This is a genomic window from Senegalimassilia sp. (assembly GCF_977052095.1).
Window position 1 is genome coordinate 1 of the sequence record NZ_CDRSTZ010000014.1, and the last position, 16,123, is coordinate 16,123.

The window sequence follows — 16,123 nt, forward strand, 5'->3', positions numbered from 1 at the left end:
AGATGCGCTCCCAGTGCTGCAGGTGGAAGAACACCGCGATCCCGCCGAGCGCCAGCAGCACGCAGCTCAAGACCGCCAGCAGCTGCTGCGACTTCTTCCCGGCGCCCTTCAAGGCCAGCACGCCCTGCACGCCGAACACGCCGCAGGCCCAGGCGATAAGGGTGGTGAACAGAATCAAAGGCCATTGCAGTTCCATGATTTATTCCTCCCCTTGCCAATCGCGGTTGCGCAGGATGTACACGAACGACGGATGATTGCCCACGTCAGGCAGGTGATGCACGTCGGATTCCTTGTACGACTGCACGCAATCCTTCAGCGTGATGCGGTTGTGCAGCGTCTTGTCGTAGCTCGGGTCGCCCTTGGTGACGTCAACCACCCACGGCGCCTCGAAGCTGTCGATGCCCTTGTCAAGGTCGCCGAAGAAGCGCGCACGGCCGCCGCACTGGGCGACGCACGCCGGCAGCTCGCCCTGGGCGATCTTCTGCTCGCACAGCGTGCACTTCTCGACCACGCGCTCCTCGGTGTTGAGGTAACGCACGCCATAAGGGCAGCTCATGGCGCAGAACTGGCAGCCGATGCACTTCGACTTGTCGATCTGCACCGTGCCGTCCTCGGCGATGTGGCTCGCCTCGGTCGGGCACACCTTCACGCACTCCGGGTCCTTGCAATGCTGGCACTGCACGGTCATGAAGTACATCTCGATGTCCGGCCACGTGCCGCAGCCGTCCTTCTTCGGGTTCGGGCCGATGCGCAACGTCTTGTTCCAGTAATCGCCCACCGGCACATTGTTCATGGCCTTGCAAGCGACGCTGCACGCCAGGCAGCCCACGCAACGGTTCAGATCCGTCGCAATCGCATAATGAGTCATGTTCCGCACCTCCCTTTACGCTTCGTTGCGGATGTCGTAGTTCGGCAGCCATTCCTTCAGGCGCGGGTCAGACGCGTCGTGAATGATCTCGTTGCCCTTGTGGTCGCACGGCACGGGGTTGCCGAACGGCGAGTTCTCCGGCGTGGCCTTGTAGATGTTGACCGGGTAGGCGCGCAGGTAGCTCGTGCCGGAAATGCGGTCTTGGTAGCCCTTACCCGTAGTGACCAGGCAATTGCAGCCGCACAGGTCGTAGCCCTTGTCGGCCTGGTCAAGCTCGGGGAACCACCACTGGTGCTCCAAGTTCACCACGCCGGGCGCGACGCCGTGGTACAGGTCGGCCACCTGGCGGATCTTGCCGTTGTCGTTCTCGATCCACACCCAGTCGCCCTGCTCGATGCCCAAGCGCGCGGCATCCTGCGGGTTGATCTCGATGCGCGGCGCCGGCCACATCTCGCGGCACCACGGCAGCTGGCGATGCTCGCTGTGGAAGTACACCGGGATGCGGCGGCCGGTGGTGGCGGTGAACGGGTACTTCTCGTTCATCTCCGGGTCGGCGATCGGGCTCAGCGGCGGCTCCTTGTACGTGGGCAGGAAGTCTTCCTCGTCATCGGGCATGAACGTCTCGATGAGCGTGGACCAGATCTCCATCTTGCGCGTCGGGGTGCCGAAACCGGGCTTGCCGAACTCGACGAGCGCTTCCTTGTCGCCGTAGGCTTTCAGCGGCATCATGCCCGTCTCGTAGCGGCGATACGTGCCCCACGTGTCGGGCGCGACCACCTTGGCGTCCTTCCAGCCGTTCTGCTCGAAGTCGTCGCGGTACTCTTCCCACGTGGTGGGCGCACCCTGGCGGCCGGTGTTCAGCATGATGTCAAGGTTCTCGATGCGGTCAGGCCACTTGTTGTCGTCGGGGCCCCACTGCTTGCCCATGTACTGGTAGATCATCGTGGCGATCTCGATGTCGTGCTTCGTGTCCGCCGGCGGCTCGATGGCGCGCACGGTTGCGCCCTGGCCGCCCGAGGGGCCTTGGCTCATGCGGGGGCAGTCGGTCTCAAGCCAGTGCTGCGCGGGCAGCAGGATGTCGGCCATGCCAGCGGTCGGCGTCTTCCACAGGTCCTCGCACACGAAGAAGTCCAGGTTGGGGAATGCCTTCCACTTCTGCAGGCTGTTCGACATGCACATGAAGTCGCCCGTGGAGCACCAACCGGCCTTGACCGGGTACGGGTTGCCCGTCTCGATGGCCTTCCACACGCTGGCGTCGTCCGCCCAGCCCTGCCACCAACCAAGCAGCGGGTAATCCTCGATGCCGAGCGTCTTGTTGAACTCCTCGGCGGAGATGTTCGGGATGCCCGGAGCCACGGCGCCCAGACCTGCCTTGAACACGAAGTCGCCTTGCGTACCACCACGGTGACCTGCGGGAACGTCCCAGTTACCGGACAGGCCGATGTAGGTGTCCATGGCACGGCACATGGCGATGGCGTTGCAGCTGTGCTCGATGGCCAGCTGATACTGGATGCCGCCGTTGCCGTAACCGGTGGACGGGTCAATGCGCTTGGCGTGAATCAGGCACGCCTCCTTAATGGTCTCGGCCGGCACGCCGGTGATCTCGGAGACCTTCTCGGGCGTGTACTCGCTCACGCGGTCGGTGAACAGCTGCCACACAGGCGTGACCTTGGACTTCTTGCCGTCCTTAAGCTCAACCTCGAACTCGCCATACAGCGCCGGGTCGATCTCGGGATCGAACGGCGTAGGGTCGGGCACCCAACCCTGCGACACGCCGGGCACCAAGTGCTCCTGCATGCCCTCGTGGCCAGCCGTAGGCTTGCTCCAGGTTTCGCCTTCCCACAGGCCGCTGTCCGCGTCGAAGTAGGTCATGCGGTTGTTCAGGTTGTCCCACACCATGAACCTGTGCGGGTCGCCGTCTTCCTTCAGGTCGCTTTCCTTGAGCAGGCGCGTCTTCAGGTTGAACTTGCCGCGCGTGAAGCGGTACGTCTCGTAGCCGGACGGCTCCACGTCGTTGCACACGAGGAACGGGCCGTTGGTCCACTTCTTGGCGAACAGGTCGTCGTACAGCTCGTTGTTGATGAGGATGTTCAGCCAGCCCATGGCCATGGCGCCGTCGGTGCCGGGGCGCAGGTTCAGCCAGATGTCGGCTTCCTTGCCCAGGTTGGTCATGCGCGGGTCGACGATGATGTGCGTGTCTGCCTTCTCGGCGACGTCGACCACGGTACGGCACGAGTCGTCGTAGTTGGAAAGCTCCGGGCCGGTGCCCCAGGACGTGTACACCTTCGGGCGGCCAACCGTCTCCATCCAGGAAGCCTGCATCATGGAGTTCATGGCGGTGGCGAAGAAGCGCGGGCCCTTGCACACCTGCCACGGGATGCACATGTTCGGGCTGCCGACCAGCTGGCCGAGCGCGCCGTAAGCGAACATGCCCCAAATGCGCGACGTGCCGGACATGCCGAAGATGGCCTCGCCGCCGTAGCGGTCGATGGTTTCCTGCAGCTTCTCGGCGATGGTGCTCATCGCCTCGTCCCACGTGATGCGCACCCAACCGGGATCGTCCTCGCCGCGCGCATTCGTGCGCTTCATCGGATGGTACAGGCGGTCGGGGTGATACGCCGCCTGCAGCGACGCCTGACCCTTGCCGCAATGGTTGCCCATGGAATGGAAGGCGCTCTCGTCGCCCTCGGTGCGGATTGCTCGGCCGTTTTCGACGATAACCCACACGCCGCATTCCATCTTGCCGCAACCGCGGCAGCAGGAACGCACGCGCTTGGTGTCGCCCGCCTTGCTTGCAGTGACCGTGCTCGACTCAGCCAGCGCGGCGCCCGCAGGCGCAACCACGGCAGCGGCGGCCGCGGTGGCGGCGGCCAACTTCGTGAACGCGCGACGCGTCATCGTAAGCTTGCCCATGCATCTCCTCCTTCTCTCGTCTTCTCAACGAAACCGACGATACCGGGCGAGATGAGGGGCGCGAATCGGGTACGAGAGCCGATTTCACCATATCGTGCGAAAGACATGACATGCGCTGAACTGGGGTTTTGCGAATTCGCGAAAATCGGGGCGTTCCCAGCGGGTGAAGCATACCTATAATGAAAGCAAATCGATATGAGTTGCCGAGGGGGACACTTTTGGGGGAAAGGGAAGCCAAAACACAGCGCGCTACGGCGCAGCTGCTGACGCCGGCCATTTGGGGCATCGGCATTGCGTTGGGGTGCGTGCTGGCGTGGCCGCTCATGGCGTTTCAGAGCATGAACCTGTACGCCGGGTTCGACAATCGCGAGGCTATCCTCGATCAAACATACCTGCTATCCATTGTTGCCACGTGCGCCACGCTGGCGGCGTGCGGCCTGTTCCGCAAAAGCTTCGACCGCGTGTTGGGCTCGGTGCTCGCGCGCTGGGTTTTCCCCGCGGGCATGGCTATAGGCACGCTGCTTATCTTGGGCGCCGGCGCACCCGGAGCCGCCGGCACGGCGTTCGCCGTGGGCTTCGGCCTGGCAACGGGCGTGTTCTCGGGCTTGTTCCTGATGAATTTCGGTGCCGTCATCGGCATGCTTTCCATCAGGCAATCGGCCGCCGCCATCGCCATCGGCTACCTGCTTTCCAGCGTGCTGTTCTTCGCGTTTCTGTTCTTCGGACAGCTTGAGGCCACGCTCATGTGCGCCAGCATGGGGCCCGTTGCCGCCGTGTTTCTGTTCTACGGCGTGTCCGACCTGAAGATGGACAAGCGGCAGGCGAACTCGCTGCCGGCGCAGACCGACCCCGACGACGCCGACAAGCGCCAACTGCACAGCCTTATCTTGGCGTTCGGCCTAACCATGCTGGTGGCCGGCGCATCCTACGAGCTGTCGCGCACGCTATACGTGCAGATGGGGCACTTCGCCGCGGGCACCGTCACGCCCTACGCCGTGGCGCAGGGCGCCGTCACCACGTTGACGGCCGTGGGATCCATCGGCGTGGCGCTGGTGCTTATCACGTCGCGCGGCATCAAAGGCCCCGAGGTGGTCTATCGCCTGATCACCACGTTTCTGCTGATAGGCGCACTGCTTTTGCCCGTGCCGCTGCTGTTTCCCGAAGTGCCCGCGTTCGTGCCGCTGTCCATCGACGTTGCGGCGTTTCAGTGCCTGGGCATGGGCATGTGGATCCTGGTTGCCGGCCTGTGCCGCCGCTACCAAACGTCATGCCTGTTCGCGTTCGGCATCATCCGCGCAGCCTGGGCCGCCGGCCCGCTTGTGGGCATGCTGGTAGGACGCTGGCTGTGGTACGGCGTGGGGCTTGACGTGCAGGGCGCGTTCACCGCGGCGGCCACGTGCGTGCTGCTTATCGTGCTGGTGAACAACTTCGTGTTCACCGAGCGCTCGCTGGCGCTGGCGTTAAGCATCATGCCCACCGACCGCAAGCAGCGCTTCCAAGACCGCTGCCGCGCCGTCATCGAGCGCTACGGCCTGACCGAGCGCGAAGGCGAGGTCATGATCATGTTCGCGAAAGGCCGCAACCTACCCTACGTGCAGGAGGAGCTGTGCCTGTCGAAGAGCACCGTCAGCACGCACCGCCAACACATCTACCAAAAGCTCGGCGTCCACTCCGCCCAAGAGATGATCGACCTCATCCAAGAAGAAAAGGGCTAACAAGCGGAGTCAGCCACCCGGCAGGGGGGCAAACCCTTTGCCAGATTTCCAATTACGTCCTGATTTTCGCCATTTTTGGCGATTTTACGTCCTTGTTTTCGCCATTTTTGGTTAAAATCAGGACGTAATTCCAATACTATCGAAAGGCCGCATCATGAAGAGACACCTCATGACAGCGCTCGATGCATGGAAGAACTCCAAGCGCCGCAAGCCCCTTATCCTCAACGGAGCCCGCCAGGTCGGCAAAACATGGCTACTCAAAGAATTCGGCACAACGCGCTACGACAACGTCGCCTACGCCAACTTTGATGGATCAGTAGCACTTGCCGCGTCTTTTGCCGCCGACTTCGATATGCGGCGAATCCTCACCAACCTGCAAGCGGCCACGGGGGAGAAAATCGTCGAAGGCTCCACGCTGCTTATCCTCGACGAGATTCAAGAGTGCCCGCGCGCGCTAACCTCGCTTAAATACTTCCAGGAACAAGCGCCCAACATCCACGTTGCCGCCGCCGGATCGCTGCTCGGCCTTACCGTTCACGAAGGCACGGGGTTTCCCGTCGGCAAAGTCAATATGCTTGATTTGCACCCGCTCGACTTCCGTGAGTTTCTCGACGCAACGGGAAACACCATGCTGCGCGAGCTCGTTGACGAAGGCGACCCGACAAGCATCAACGCATTTGGACCGAAGCTTACCGAGCTGCTCAAACAATATTATTTCGTTGGAGGCATGCCGGAAGCCGTTGCGGCGTTCATCGACGACGGCGCTCTCGAAAGCGCGCGTAACGTGCAGGAGGAAATCCTTCGCTCGTATCGACTCGATGCGTCAAAGCACCTAAGCGCACGCGAAACCGAGCACGTCCTTGCAGTCTGGGATTCACTACCTGCTCACCTGTCACGCGAGAACAAAAAGTTCGTGTTCGGCCAAATCCATGATGGCGCCAGAGCGCGCGATTACCGCTCGGCGATAACCTGGCTTGTCCAGGTTGGGCTCGCAACAAGGGTCGACCGAATCTCGAAACCAGGCGTCCCCCTTTCCTCGTATGCAAGCGACAACGCATTCAAACTATTTTGCCTGGATATAGGCTTGCTTGGGGCACTTTCGGGGCTCAACCAGCAAGCTATCGCAGAAGGCAACGCGGCATTCACGGAATTCAAAGGCGCGCTGACCGAGCAGTACGTCTGCCAGCAGCTTGTCGCAAGCTGCGGACTTGAACCGTTTTACTGGTCCGCCGACAATTCCCGCGGAGAAATTGACTTTCTTGCACAAAAGGCCGGGAAAACTTACGCCATCGAAGTAAAGGCCGAAGAGAACCTTCGAGCAAAAAGTTTACGCGCTTTCAAAGAACGCTATCCCGATGTTCAAGCGCTGCGGTTTTCCCTTTCCGGCTACCAACAACAAGACTGGATGGCGAACGTGCCGCTCTATGCCATGTTCAGCGAGAAGCTGTGGGGATCAAGCGCCCCCTTGAACGTTCCGTGTTCGCCGGCGGACAATGCTGGAGTTCGCTCGTAGCTGTTTGTTAGAATCGTGCGAGATTAAACCCCGAGGAGAAAGGGCGCTTTTGCCAGCTTCGTGCAACCTGACATCGGCCGCAAACCGCGCAGTCGCGCTGCTTTTGTGCGCGCTGCTGGCGTTCGCATGCGTTCCCGCCGCCCCCGGCACGGCGCAGGCCGCAGACATGAACGCAAGCGAGCGATTCGCCGCCCCCAGCGAAGCCTCCACCCCCGTCGACGAATCGCTCCACAACAGCGAAGCCGCTTCCACGGAAAGCAACGCCTCGAACGCCGGCAACCAAAATACCGCCACGTCCGACGGCGAAACCAACGGCGCGCAAACCGTGCGCGTCGGCTGGCTGCTGAACAACCAGGACTTTCAAAGCGGCATGCCCGGCGAATACCAATCGGGCTGGGGTTACGAATACTTGCAAACCCTTTCGTACTACGCGCCCGCGTGGAATTACGAATACGTTCCCGGCACGTTCACCGAGCTTATGGACAAGCTTGAGGCCGGCGAAATCGACCTTATGCCCAACATCTCCTACACGCCCGAGCGCGCCGAAAAGCTGCTGTATTCCACGAACGCGCAAGGCACCGAACACTACTACATCTACGCCAAGCCCAGCAACGATGCGCTCACGCAAGGCGACCCTGCGGCGCTCAATGGCATGACCATCGGCTGCAACAGCGGCGTCATACAAACCGAAGCGGGCATGCAATGGCTCTCCGACGAAGGCGTGACCTGCAACTATAAGTTCTACAGCACCGGCAACGAGCTGTTCGACGCCCTTTCGAACGACGAAGTGGACGCCATCATCATGAACGACACGATGTCGTCCGAGGATGCGCAGCCCGTGTTCAGCGTTGGCGAAAGCAACTACTTCCTGGTCACGCCTAAATCTCGCCCCGACCTTATGAGCCAGATCAACGCCGCCATGACGTCCATCAGCGCGGCGAACCCGCGCTACAACGATGAGGTGAAAACCCGCTACTCCGTAGGCAACGCCGGCACGTCGGCGCTCACGAACACCGAGCGCTCGTGGCTTGCCGCGCGCGGCAACACCATCAAGTTCGGCTATCTTGACAACGTGCTGCCCTACAGCACCGAAAGCGGCAGCGAGCTTGCAGGCGCGCTGACCGAGCTGATCAACACGCTGGAAAACCAGTTTGAGGTAAAAATAGAAGCAACGGCTTTCCAGTCGAACGCGGAGCTGCAAGACGCGCTTGCAAATGGCGCCGTTGACGTTATTGCGCCCGTTTACAAGGACTACTGGATTGCCGAGCAGGCCGGATGCATCCAATCGGCATCGTTTGCCAGCACGGCACTTGTTGCCCTGTACAGCAGCAACGACCTTGACGCCGCATTGGGTTCCATCGCCCAAGCGCCTGCGCAACTGGTGAACAAAGCCGTGCTGGACACGCGCTACCCCCAGGCAAACATCACCGAATACGCTGATGCAGTCGAGTGCATCGAAGCCGTGAAGACCGGGCGCGCTGGCTGCACGATTGTGTCAGTTCCCGCATTGAATCCCCTTCGCGAAAAGGTCGATATGAGCGACCTGAAAACAACGGAACTTGCCGAAGGCGCCGAGCTGACCTGCTGGATGCGCAAGGGCGATTACACCCTGCTCAGCATCGTGAGCAAAGGCGTCATCAACTCGAAAGACGCCCTCACGGCGGCAACGTACTCGCAAGATACCCGCACCGAAGACGAATCCGCTTTCGTGGAATTCGTCAGCAAGCATCAAATTATCATCGTCGTCAGCGTGCTTATGGTGCTGATAGTGTTTATCCTTGTCCTCGTGTGGCTGCTGCGGCGCGCACGCCTCGCGCAACAGGAAGCGCAAGCCGCCAACGCCGCGAAAACGGCGTTCTTGTCGCGCATGAGCCACGACATCCGCACGCCCTTAAACGGCATCATCGGCCTGCTGGAAATCGGCGACCTGCATCCCGACGACGCGAAGCTTGCCACGCAAAACCGCAAGAAGGCGAAAGTGGCGGCCGACCATCTGCTCACGCTCATCAACGACATCCTTGAGATGAGCAAAATCGAAGACCGCGCCGTTGAGCTGGAGAACGAGCCGTTCAATCTTGAGGACCTCATCCGCGATATCTACATGCTGGGGCAGCTGCGCGCCAACGAGCGCGGCGTCGACCTCACCATTAAAGGCGCCACGCACCCTCGACTTCCCCAACGTGTACGGCAGCCCCGTGCACGTGCGACGCGTGCTGCTGAACCTTGTCGACAACTGCATCAAGTACAACAAACCCGGCGGCAGCGTCACCTGCACAACCGTGAACCTGGGCGTAGAGGGCGACGTGGTGACGTACCGCTTTACCATCGCCGACACGGGCATCGGCATGACGTCGGAATTCCTCGAGCGCATCTTCGAGCCGTTCACGCAGGCCAACGACGACGCGCGCAGCAACTACCAGGGCACCGGCATGGGCATGCCCATCGTAAAGGCGCTTGTCGAGGAGATGGGCGGCGTCATCACGGCAACCAGCACGCTAGGCGAAGGCAGCACGTTCGCAGTGACGCTGCCGTTCACCATCGACCGCAACCCGCAGACGCATCAAGGCGACGACGAAAACGCCAGCGACATCTCCCTTGCCGGCATGAGCATCATGCTGGTTGAAGACAACGAGCTGAACACCGAGATCGCCCGCACGCTGCTGGAGAACGAAGGCGCGCAGGTTACGTGCGCCGCCGATGGTCAGGAAGCCGTTGACCTGTTCTGCAGCAAGACGCCGGGCACGTTCGACGTCATCCTCATGGACGTGATGATGCCGAAGATGAACGGCTACGAGGCCACGCGCGCCATCCGCTTGAGCGACCGCCCCGACGCCGCCACCGTGCCCATCGTGGCCATGACGGCCAACGCGTTCGCCGAGGACGTGCAAACCGCCAAAGAAGCCGGCATGAACGACCACGTTTCCAAGCCCATCCAGCTCGACATTCTTAAGGAAGCCCTAGCGAAATACCGCCACGGGTAGCAGCCGCGCAGGCAATCACCGGCATTTGCCGAAACATTATTCCTCGTCGAACACGCTGCGCTCGGTCGGTAGATAAAACGCCACAAGCCACAGGAGGAATACCGCGACACATCCAAGGATGCCCCACACGATGGGTTTGGCAACCAGAATAGCGCTCACCGCCATAATCGAGTACGAGATGCCCAATATGGTCAGCTTCTTCTTCACCGTAACGCCTCGGCCGCTCTTGAAGGGTTCAACGTAAGCTTTATAAGCCTTCGTCTCAACAAGCCAAGCATTCAAGCGCTCCGAACTGCGCGAGAAGAAAAACGCCGCCGCAAGCAACAATGGCGTAGTGGGCAGAACAGGCAAGAACACGCCAGCAATGCCCAGCGCCGTGCACAACGAGCCAAGGATAACGAACAAGCATTTCTTAAGAGCGCTCAAACCAATTCCTACCTACTAGGTTTAATAATCCACTCGCTCATAATAACAAAGCCCCCATCATCCCCGCGATAGGGATAAACCCTTCAATAGATTCCCAGACTGCGATTATCCCGAATCGTATCTTTCCCAAATTGTTCGCTTACCCCCGAACGCAAGACTCCCTTCAGAGCTCTCGCCGCAGCAGGCCGCGCCAAGAGGCGGCAGGCAATGATATGCCAGAAGCAAGTCAGTACGCATAGCAAGGAAAGGGGGAGCCGTCGGGCGGTTTGAGACCCGCCCAAACTGGCTATCCTTCCACGACCGCTTTCGAGCCGGTGCGCGATTTCGTGACGGTGATGCGTTTGGGGATGTTCGCCTTCAGGTCCTCCACATGACTGATGATGCCCACAAGCTTGTTGCCACCCGACAAATCCGACAGCAAGCTGATGGCGTTGCCAAGCGCTCCTTGGTCAAGCGACCCGAAGCCTTCGTCTACGAACATGGTGTCGAATTCCACGCCACCAGCATGCGCTTGCACGATGTCGGACAGGCCCAACGCCAAGCACAGCGACGCCTGGAACGATTCACCGCCGGAAAGGGAAGACGCGTCGCGCGCCCTGCCAGTAAAGCTGTCGATAACGTAAAGCCCCAGGCCAGCCTTCGAATTTCCCGACGACTCGGCCCAGCGCACCAGCTCGAACTGTCCCGCCGTCAATACGCGCAAGCGCTCGTTCGCCGCCGCGATGACGCGATCGAAGTACATGCCCTGCACGTACGCCTCGAAGCGAATCTTTGCCTGCCCGGTCAGGTTGCCATTCGCCGCATCGGCCATCAGCTTGATGCGGCCGTAGCGCTGCTCGATATCGCCCGTACGCTGCAGCACATCCTTCAGCTGGCGCAGCACCCGCTCGTTCGCCTGGATGCGCGCGCTCACCGCGCTTTCACGCGCCGCTGACTCCTGCCCCAGCTTGAGAAGCTCATCTTGCTGCGCCTGCGCTTTTTCAACATCGATCTGCGGCAGCTCCGCAAGCTGCTTGGCCTTATCTTCCAGCAGCTTGCGATTCGTCTCGATGTGCTGCTTATTGACCGTAAGTGCCTGCTCCGCCGCATCGCGACGCGCCTTAAGCTCATCAGCTTGCGCTCGAAGCGCGTTCGCCTTACCACGAGCAGCATCCAGCGACGGAAACTCCAGGTCAACCTTTAAATGTGCAATGTGCTGCCGGACAAGTTCACAATTCTGGGAAAGCTGCCGCCATGATTCCTCCGCTTGCTGCGATTGGGCAAGCGCCTGCTGAGCCGCCGCTTCCGCTTTGCCGCAACGCCGCTTCGCCGCCGCCAGCTGCCCAACCGCCTGTTTCGCGTTATTCAGATGCGTGCAAGCTACCGCCGCATCATCTTGGGCCGCTTTGTGCACGCGCAACGCCTCGTTGGCATCGGCAACCGTCAAGCGCTGACGCAACGCGTCCGCCGCAGCCATCTGCGCGTCCGCCTCTCGCTGCGCTTCATGTTGAGCATCTTTCGCCTTTGCAACGTCATTGCGCGCCTTGTCCATCGCATCGTGCGCACGCTGTACAATGGTGTGCGCAGACGTCGCCTTTTCCTGGCGCTGCTGAGCCTCCGCAAAAGCCTGCTGTGCGCGCTCGAGCTTGTTTGCGGCCTGGCCAAGTGCTTCAGATGCCGCCGCTTCGCCGCCGCACTCGGCGTCAAACGAGCGTAATGCGCTCTGCGCCGACTCGAGCACGGTCCGACAACGCTCCGCCTCGCGGGACGCCTGTTCCGCAACGCCCCGGGATCCAGCTTCCCGCTCCGCCGCAGCATCAACTTCGTCGTCGCTTGGAATCGATTCCGTTGCAACAGCCGGAGCCGGATGGTGCACGGATCCGCACACAGGACAGGGCTCGCCTTCTTGCAGGTCGGCCGCCAGCATGCCCGCGCGCCCCGCACGTTGCAGCTTTTGCAGCCGCTGCAACGCCGACGCATCGGCATCGTGGTGCGCTTCCGCCTCTTTCAGGCTGCACAACGCCTGCTGGTGAGGCCCTTCCGCAAGCGCTGCCGCACGCGCCAGCTCAGCACGACGGTCGACCACCTGCTGCGCATCGCGCTGCGCCGTTTGGGCACGCTCGACTGCCGCATGCGCCTCGCTGCAAGCCGTATCGGCGCCGGCAAACGAGTCGAACGCGGCTTGCGCCCGCTTGGCCAAATCCTCCGCAGCAGACTCCTGCACAATGCACGTCTTCAGATCCTCATCGAGTTTTTGCGCGCGCAGCGCAGCAGCTTGCGCCGCAGCGGCCTTGTTCGCATATTCGCGAGCATCTGCCAACACGCGCGCTGCCTCGTCCACCTTCGCCTGCGCGGCGTCGAAGCACCCCTGCGCTTCAGCCTGGCGCACTTCCGCATCAGACAGCTTTTCCACCGCTAATGCGGCATCAGCCCGCTGACGCTCCGCAGCTTCCGCTGCTTCCTTCGCGTTCGCGCTGGCCTTTTGCGCCGATTCCGCTGCCGCAGCTTCTTCCCGCAGCTTCTGCTCGACTTCCTGAAGCGCTTCGTATTTACCCAGCGTGCCCTCGATCACCGCCGCCCGCTCAACAGCCCGTGCGCACTGGTTATCGGTAGCTTTCGCAGCCTCGAAATCAGCCTGAAGCTGTGCCGACTTCGCCTCATGTTCCGCAAGAACGCTTTGCAACCTCTTTTGGTCCAGCAACGTTTGCTCACGCGTTTGAGCGCGCATCGTCAAGCCATTGGCCTCTCGCCACTTGTTGCGCAACGCCTCGGTTTCCCCGTGCAAGCGCTGCAGCTCCGGACGGTCAGCGCCCAGCAAGCTCTCAAGCAGCTCGGCAAGCCAATCACCCAGCGGCGCAGCTCCGCGGACACGTTCCGCCAGTTCTTGCTCACGCGGGTCTTCGGGCGGGAACGCAACCGCTCGGGCATTCGCAACAACCTCGCGCTTCAACGACTCGTTTTCGCGCTCGAGCTTGCGGCTTTCCTCGCCCAACCGCTCCTGCAATCGCTCGTGCTTTTGCGTGGCGAACAGCTTGCGGAAGATGCCCTCGCGCGTGGCCGTGTCGGCGGTCAAAAGCTTACGGAACTCCCCTTGCGCCAGCATAACGATCTGTTTAAACTGGCTTGCATCGATGCCAAGCAGCTCTTCGACTTCGGTTGTTACCTTCCGAACGCCGCTGATGCAGCGCCCGCCGGGAAATTCGATCTCGGCATTCGCCGCTTCCTTCGTGGTGCCTTCTCCGCGCAGCTTTGCGCGTTCGTAATCGGGGTTGCGCTTCACGCGATACGTTTGCCCGCGATACAAAAACTCCAGCTCAACGAACGTTTTGCTTGCTGGGTCAGCATAATCGCTGCGCAAGCTCGATGCGCTGCGCGCCCCGTTTTTGCTGTCGCCGCTTGCTTCGCCGAACAACGCGAAGCAAATGGCGTCGAAAATCATGGTTTTGCCCGCACCCGTGTCGCCGCACACCAGGTACACACCCGACGCGCCAAGCGTGCGAAAATCGATGACCGTTTCATCTGCGTACGGACCAAACGCGGAAATCGTCAGCTTCAGCGGCCTCAATTCGCGCCCCCTTCCTGCCCATCGGGACCTTTTGCCATGTCGTGCTCAACGCCGGCAATAACCTTGCGCGCGAACGTTTTCTGAACCTCGTCAAGTTCATTGCCAACCTGGCCCTCGTAAAACATCGAGAACAGCTCCAGCATGTCCAGCTTATCCGGGTCCGAAGTCGAGACAGTCTGCGTGCGATTCACCAGCACGTTGAGGTTGTCATAATCAAGCGACATAACGTTCGGATACACCTCGCGAAGCTTCGCGAGCGCATCAAGCTGCGGATGCTCGTCGGTTAGCGTGATATGCACGTAGTCCTGCAGCGGATCGCGCAACTCGACCGCTTCACCGTCCGGCGCAACTGCCGCCCCATCGGAATCTGTCGCGCTCGCCCCACAAACGTCATCCGCACCGCAAGCCGCCGGCCCATCAGCACCGACGTGGCCGGTCTGCCCCTGCTCCAATCGCCCATCGGTATCATCGGCGCCTTCGCAACCCGTATCGGCCGACACGGCCAGCAGCGTTCCCAGCGCGCCGCGTACTTCGCGAACATCATGCAACGGCTCAAGCGGGATAAGCTCCGTTGAAACGCATGCGCCAGCTGCATCACCAGGCGCCTTTTTCCCCAGGTCAACAAGCACAACACTTTTGTTGTAGCGCGCTTCGCTAAACGAATACTTCAGCGGCGAACCCGAATAACGCACCGTGTCACGACCCACGCGCTGCGGGCGATGTACATGCCCCAGCGCCACGTAATCAAACGCGTCGTACACCGACACATCCACGTTATCGATACCGCCAAGCTTGATTTCGTCGTCCGCGCGATCAGGCGAAACACCATATGCCGTTACCAGCTGATGCGACAGCACGACATTGCGCGCATTCGCATCAACCTCACACGCGCCCAACACCGCACGCAGGGCAGCCGAGTAATCGTCCCCTATTTCCACATCGGGAAAATACCGGCGCACATCGCCCGGCTTCAAAAACGGCAGCAGCCAAAATGCCACGTCGCCCCATTCGTCTTCCAGAACAACGCGCTCGACCTCACCCGCATACACCGGCGGGAAACACACGCCCTGGCTTTCCAGCAAACCCTGCGCATACGCAATACGCTCCGCCGAATCATGGTTGCCGGGAATAGCAAGCACGCGAAGGCCCGCCGCCACCGCATCGGTCAAAAACGCATCGAATACCGTGACGGCTTCCGCACTTGGCGACGCCTTGTCGTAAATATCACCAGCAATAAGCAAGGCTTTAACCTGGCGCTCTTCTGCAATTCGCAGAATTTGCCGCAAAATATGCCGCTGATCATCCAGCAGCGAGACGCCATTCAACCGCTTGCCAATATGCAAGTCGGACACATGCAGCAACCTCATGGCAACCCCTACCCTTCCAGGTCCTTGCGAACAAGATAGCGAAGATAGTCTGACCTGCTCATCGACAGGCTTTCAGCACGCTCATCCATTCGTCGAACCTCATCTTCGGTATCGCGATACGTAATGGATTTCATGCGACTGCCGAACAAACTTGGGCGGCCGACCACAACGGTCTCCCCTTCCGGCCATTCGCCAGATTCGTATGCCTGCGAATCGATATGCAGCTGTTTGATTTCCTCGTCGCACAGAGAAAACCTGCTCTTCAACTCATTGTCTCCGATCGCGGCCATGCGCGCCTCCCGTCAAACCGAGCTCTTTATAAGCACGAGCCGTCGGCGGCGTATTCGCGTGAAAAATGAGCACTCCGAACGGCTTTTTGCGGCCCACAACCTCAATCGACCGCCCATGCTGATCGAATCCGATGGCAACAAAATCGACTTCTCCATTCGAACAAGCACGCCGCGCCACAGCAACGGCATTGCGCCACGCGTGAAGAACTTGCTGCTCCGTCAAACCATGCACCAGCGCATGCTCGTGCACGAACACGTCATTCATCGGACCCTACTTATGTCTTGCATAATACGCCCTCGCAATTGTCCATTCAACTCGCCACATCGCAGTGGATGTAGCCTATCAAAGCGACCTTGCAGGGCTTTTGTCCAAAGCTTGCGCAAAGCGCTGCGAAGCCTTGCACGAACTATGCCGACGAGCTCGTTGGGTTCTTGCGAAAAGCTCGGAGTTGTCGCACGCCCGAGCATCCGATTTGCACGCCGCGCCTCGCGCATCGGGGAAAGCA

The 16,123-nt window shown here is 60.8% G+C and carries 11 protein-coding genes and 2 pseudogenes; 5 read left to right on the forward strand and 8 right to left on the reverse strand.

Features of this window, described 5'->3' with window-relative positions; translation table 11 throughout:
• The 3 genes from ACWI6D_RS04325 to ACWI6D_RS04335 all read right to left on the reverse strand — a co-directional run.
• Nucleotides 1-196, reverse strand: a 196-nt coding sequence (locus tag ACWI6D_RS04325) for a DmsC/YnfH family molybdoenzyme membrane anchor subunit (RefSeq protein ID WP_449133777.1), incomplete at its 3' end; no start/stop codon positions are given.
• Between the two features lie 3 nt (nucleotides 197-199).
• Nucleotides 200-868, reverse strand: a complete 669-nt coding sequence (locus ACWI6D_RS04330; RefSeq protein WP_302937086.1) for a 4Fe-4S dicluster domain-containing protein — start codon at nucleotides 866-868, stop codon at nucleotides 200-202.
• 15 nt (nucleotides 869-883) lie between these two features.
• Nucleotides 884-3,781 carry a molybdopterin-containing oxidoreductase family protein gene (locus tag ACWI6D_RS04335; RefSeq protein ID WP_449133778.1) on the reverse strand — a complete coding sequence of 966 codons (2,898 nt, stop codon included), beginning with the start codon at nucleotides 3,779-3,781 and terminating at the stop codon, nucleotides 884-886.
• Nucleotides 3,782-3,999: 218 nt separating this feature from the next.
• Between ACWI6D_RS04335 and ACWI6D_RS04340 the strand changes: the two genes are divergently transcribed.
• The 5 genes and pseudogenes from ACWI6D_RS04340 to ACWI6D_RS04360 all read left to right on the forward strand — a co-directional run bounded on the left by ACWI6D_RS04340 (nucleotide 4,000) and on the right by ACWI6D_RS04360 (nucleotide 9,990).
• On the forward strand, nucleotides 4,000-5,496 hold the full coding sequence (locus ACWI6D_RS04340; RefSeq protein WP_449133779.1) for a response regulator transcription factor: 1,497 nt from the start codon (nucleotides 4,000-4,002) through the stop codon (nucleotides 5,494-5,496).
• 169 nt (nucleotides 5,497-5,665) lie between these two features.
• Nucleotides 5,666-7,009, forward strand: coding sequence for an ATP-binding protein (locus tag ACWI6D_RS04345; RefSeq protein WP_449133780.1), 1,344 nt, complete (start codon nucleotides 5,666-5,668; stop codon nucleotides 7,007-7,009).
• A 370-nt stretch (nucleotides 7,010-7,379) separates the two neighbouring features.
• A pseudogene (locus ACWI6D_RS04350) lies at nucleotides 7,380-9,038 on the forward strand (transporter substrate-binding domain-containing protein); the annotation flags it as partial.
• A gap of 181 nt (nucleotides 9,039-9,219) precedes the next feature.
• Nucleotides 9,220-9,486, forward strand: a pseudogene (locus tag ACWI6D_RS04355) (sensor histidine kinase); the annotation flags it as partial.
• 42 nt (nucleotides 9,487-9,528) lie between these two features.
• Nucleotides 9,529-9,990 carry a response regulator gene (locus ACWI6D_RS04360; RefSeq protein ID WP_449133802.1) on the forward strand — a complete coding sequence of 154 codons (462 nt, stop codon included), beginning with the start codon at nucleotides 9,529-9,531 and terminating at the stop codon, nucleotides 9,988-9,990.
• Nucleotides 9,991-10,026: 36 nt separating this feature from the next.
• Here ACWI6D_RS04360 and ACWI6D_RS04365 read toward each other — a convergent pair whose 3' ends face one another.
• The 5 genes from ACWI6D_RS04365 to ACWI6D_RS04385 form a co-directional block, all read right to left on the reverse strand.
• Nucleotides 10,027-10,416: a YbaN family protein gene (locus tag ACWI6D_RS04365; RefSeq protein WP_288285041.1), complete on the reverse strand. Its 390-nt coding sequence runs from the start codon at nucleotides 10,414-10,416 to the stop codon at nucleotides 10,027-10,029.
• Nucleotides 10,417-10,702: 286 nt separating this feature from the next.
• Nucleotides 10,703-13,960 (reverse strand): AAA family ATPase, encoded by a 3,258-nt coding sequence (locus tag ACWI6D_RS04370; protein WP_449133781.1) that lies wholly within the window; start codon nucleotides 13,958-13,960, stop codon nucleotides 10,703-10,705.
• Nucleotides 13,957-15,327: an exonuclease SbcCD subunit D gene (locus ACWI6D_RS04375; protein WP_449133782.1), complete on the reverse strand. Its 1,371-nt coding sequence runs from the start codon at nucleotides 15,325-15,327 to the stop codon at nucleotides 13,957-13,959. The genes ACWI6D_RS04370 and ACWI6D_RS04375 overlap by 4 nt, the downstream gene beginning before the upstream one ends.
• An 8-nt stretch (nucleotides 15,328-15,335) precedes the next feature.
• On the reverse strand, nucleotides 15,336-15,617 hold the full coding sequence (locus ACWI6D_RS04380; RefSeq protein WP_449133783.1) for a hypothetical protein: 282 nt from the start codon (nucleotides 15,615-15,617) through the stop codon (nucleotides 15,336-15,338).
• Complete coding sequence (locus ACWI6D_RS04385; RefSeq protein ID WP_449133784.1) at nucleotides 15,595-15,882, reverse strand: hypothetical protein; 288 nt, start codon at nucleotides 15,880-15,882, stop codon at nucleotides 15,595-15,597. The genes ACWI6D_RS04380 and ACWI6D_RS04385 overlap by 23 nt, the downstream gene beginning before the upstream one ends.
• Between the last annotated feature and the right edge of the window lie 241 nt (nucleotides 15,883-16,123).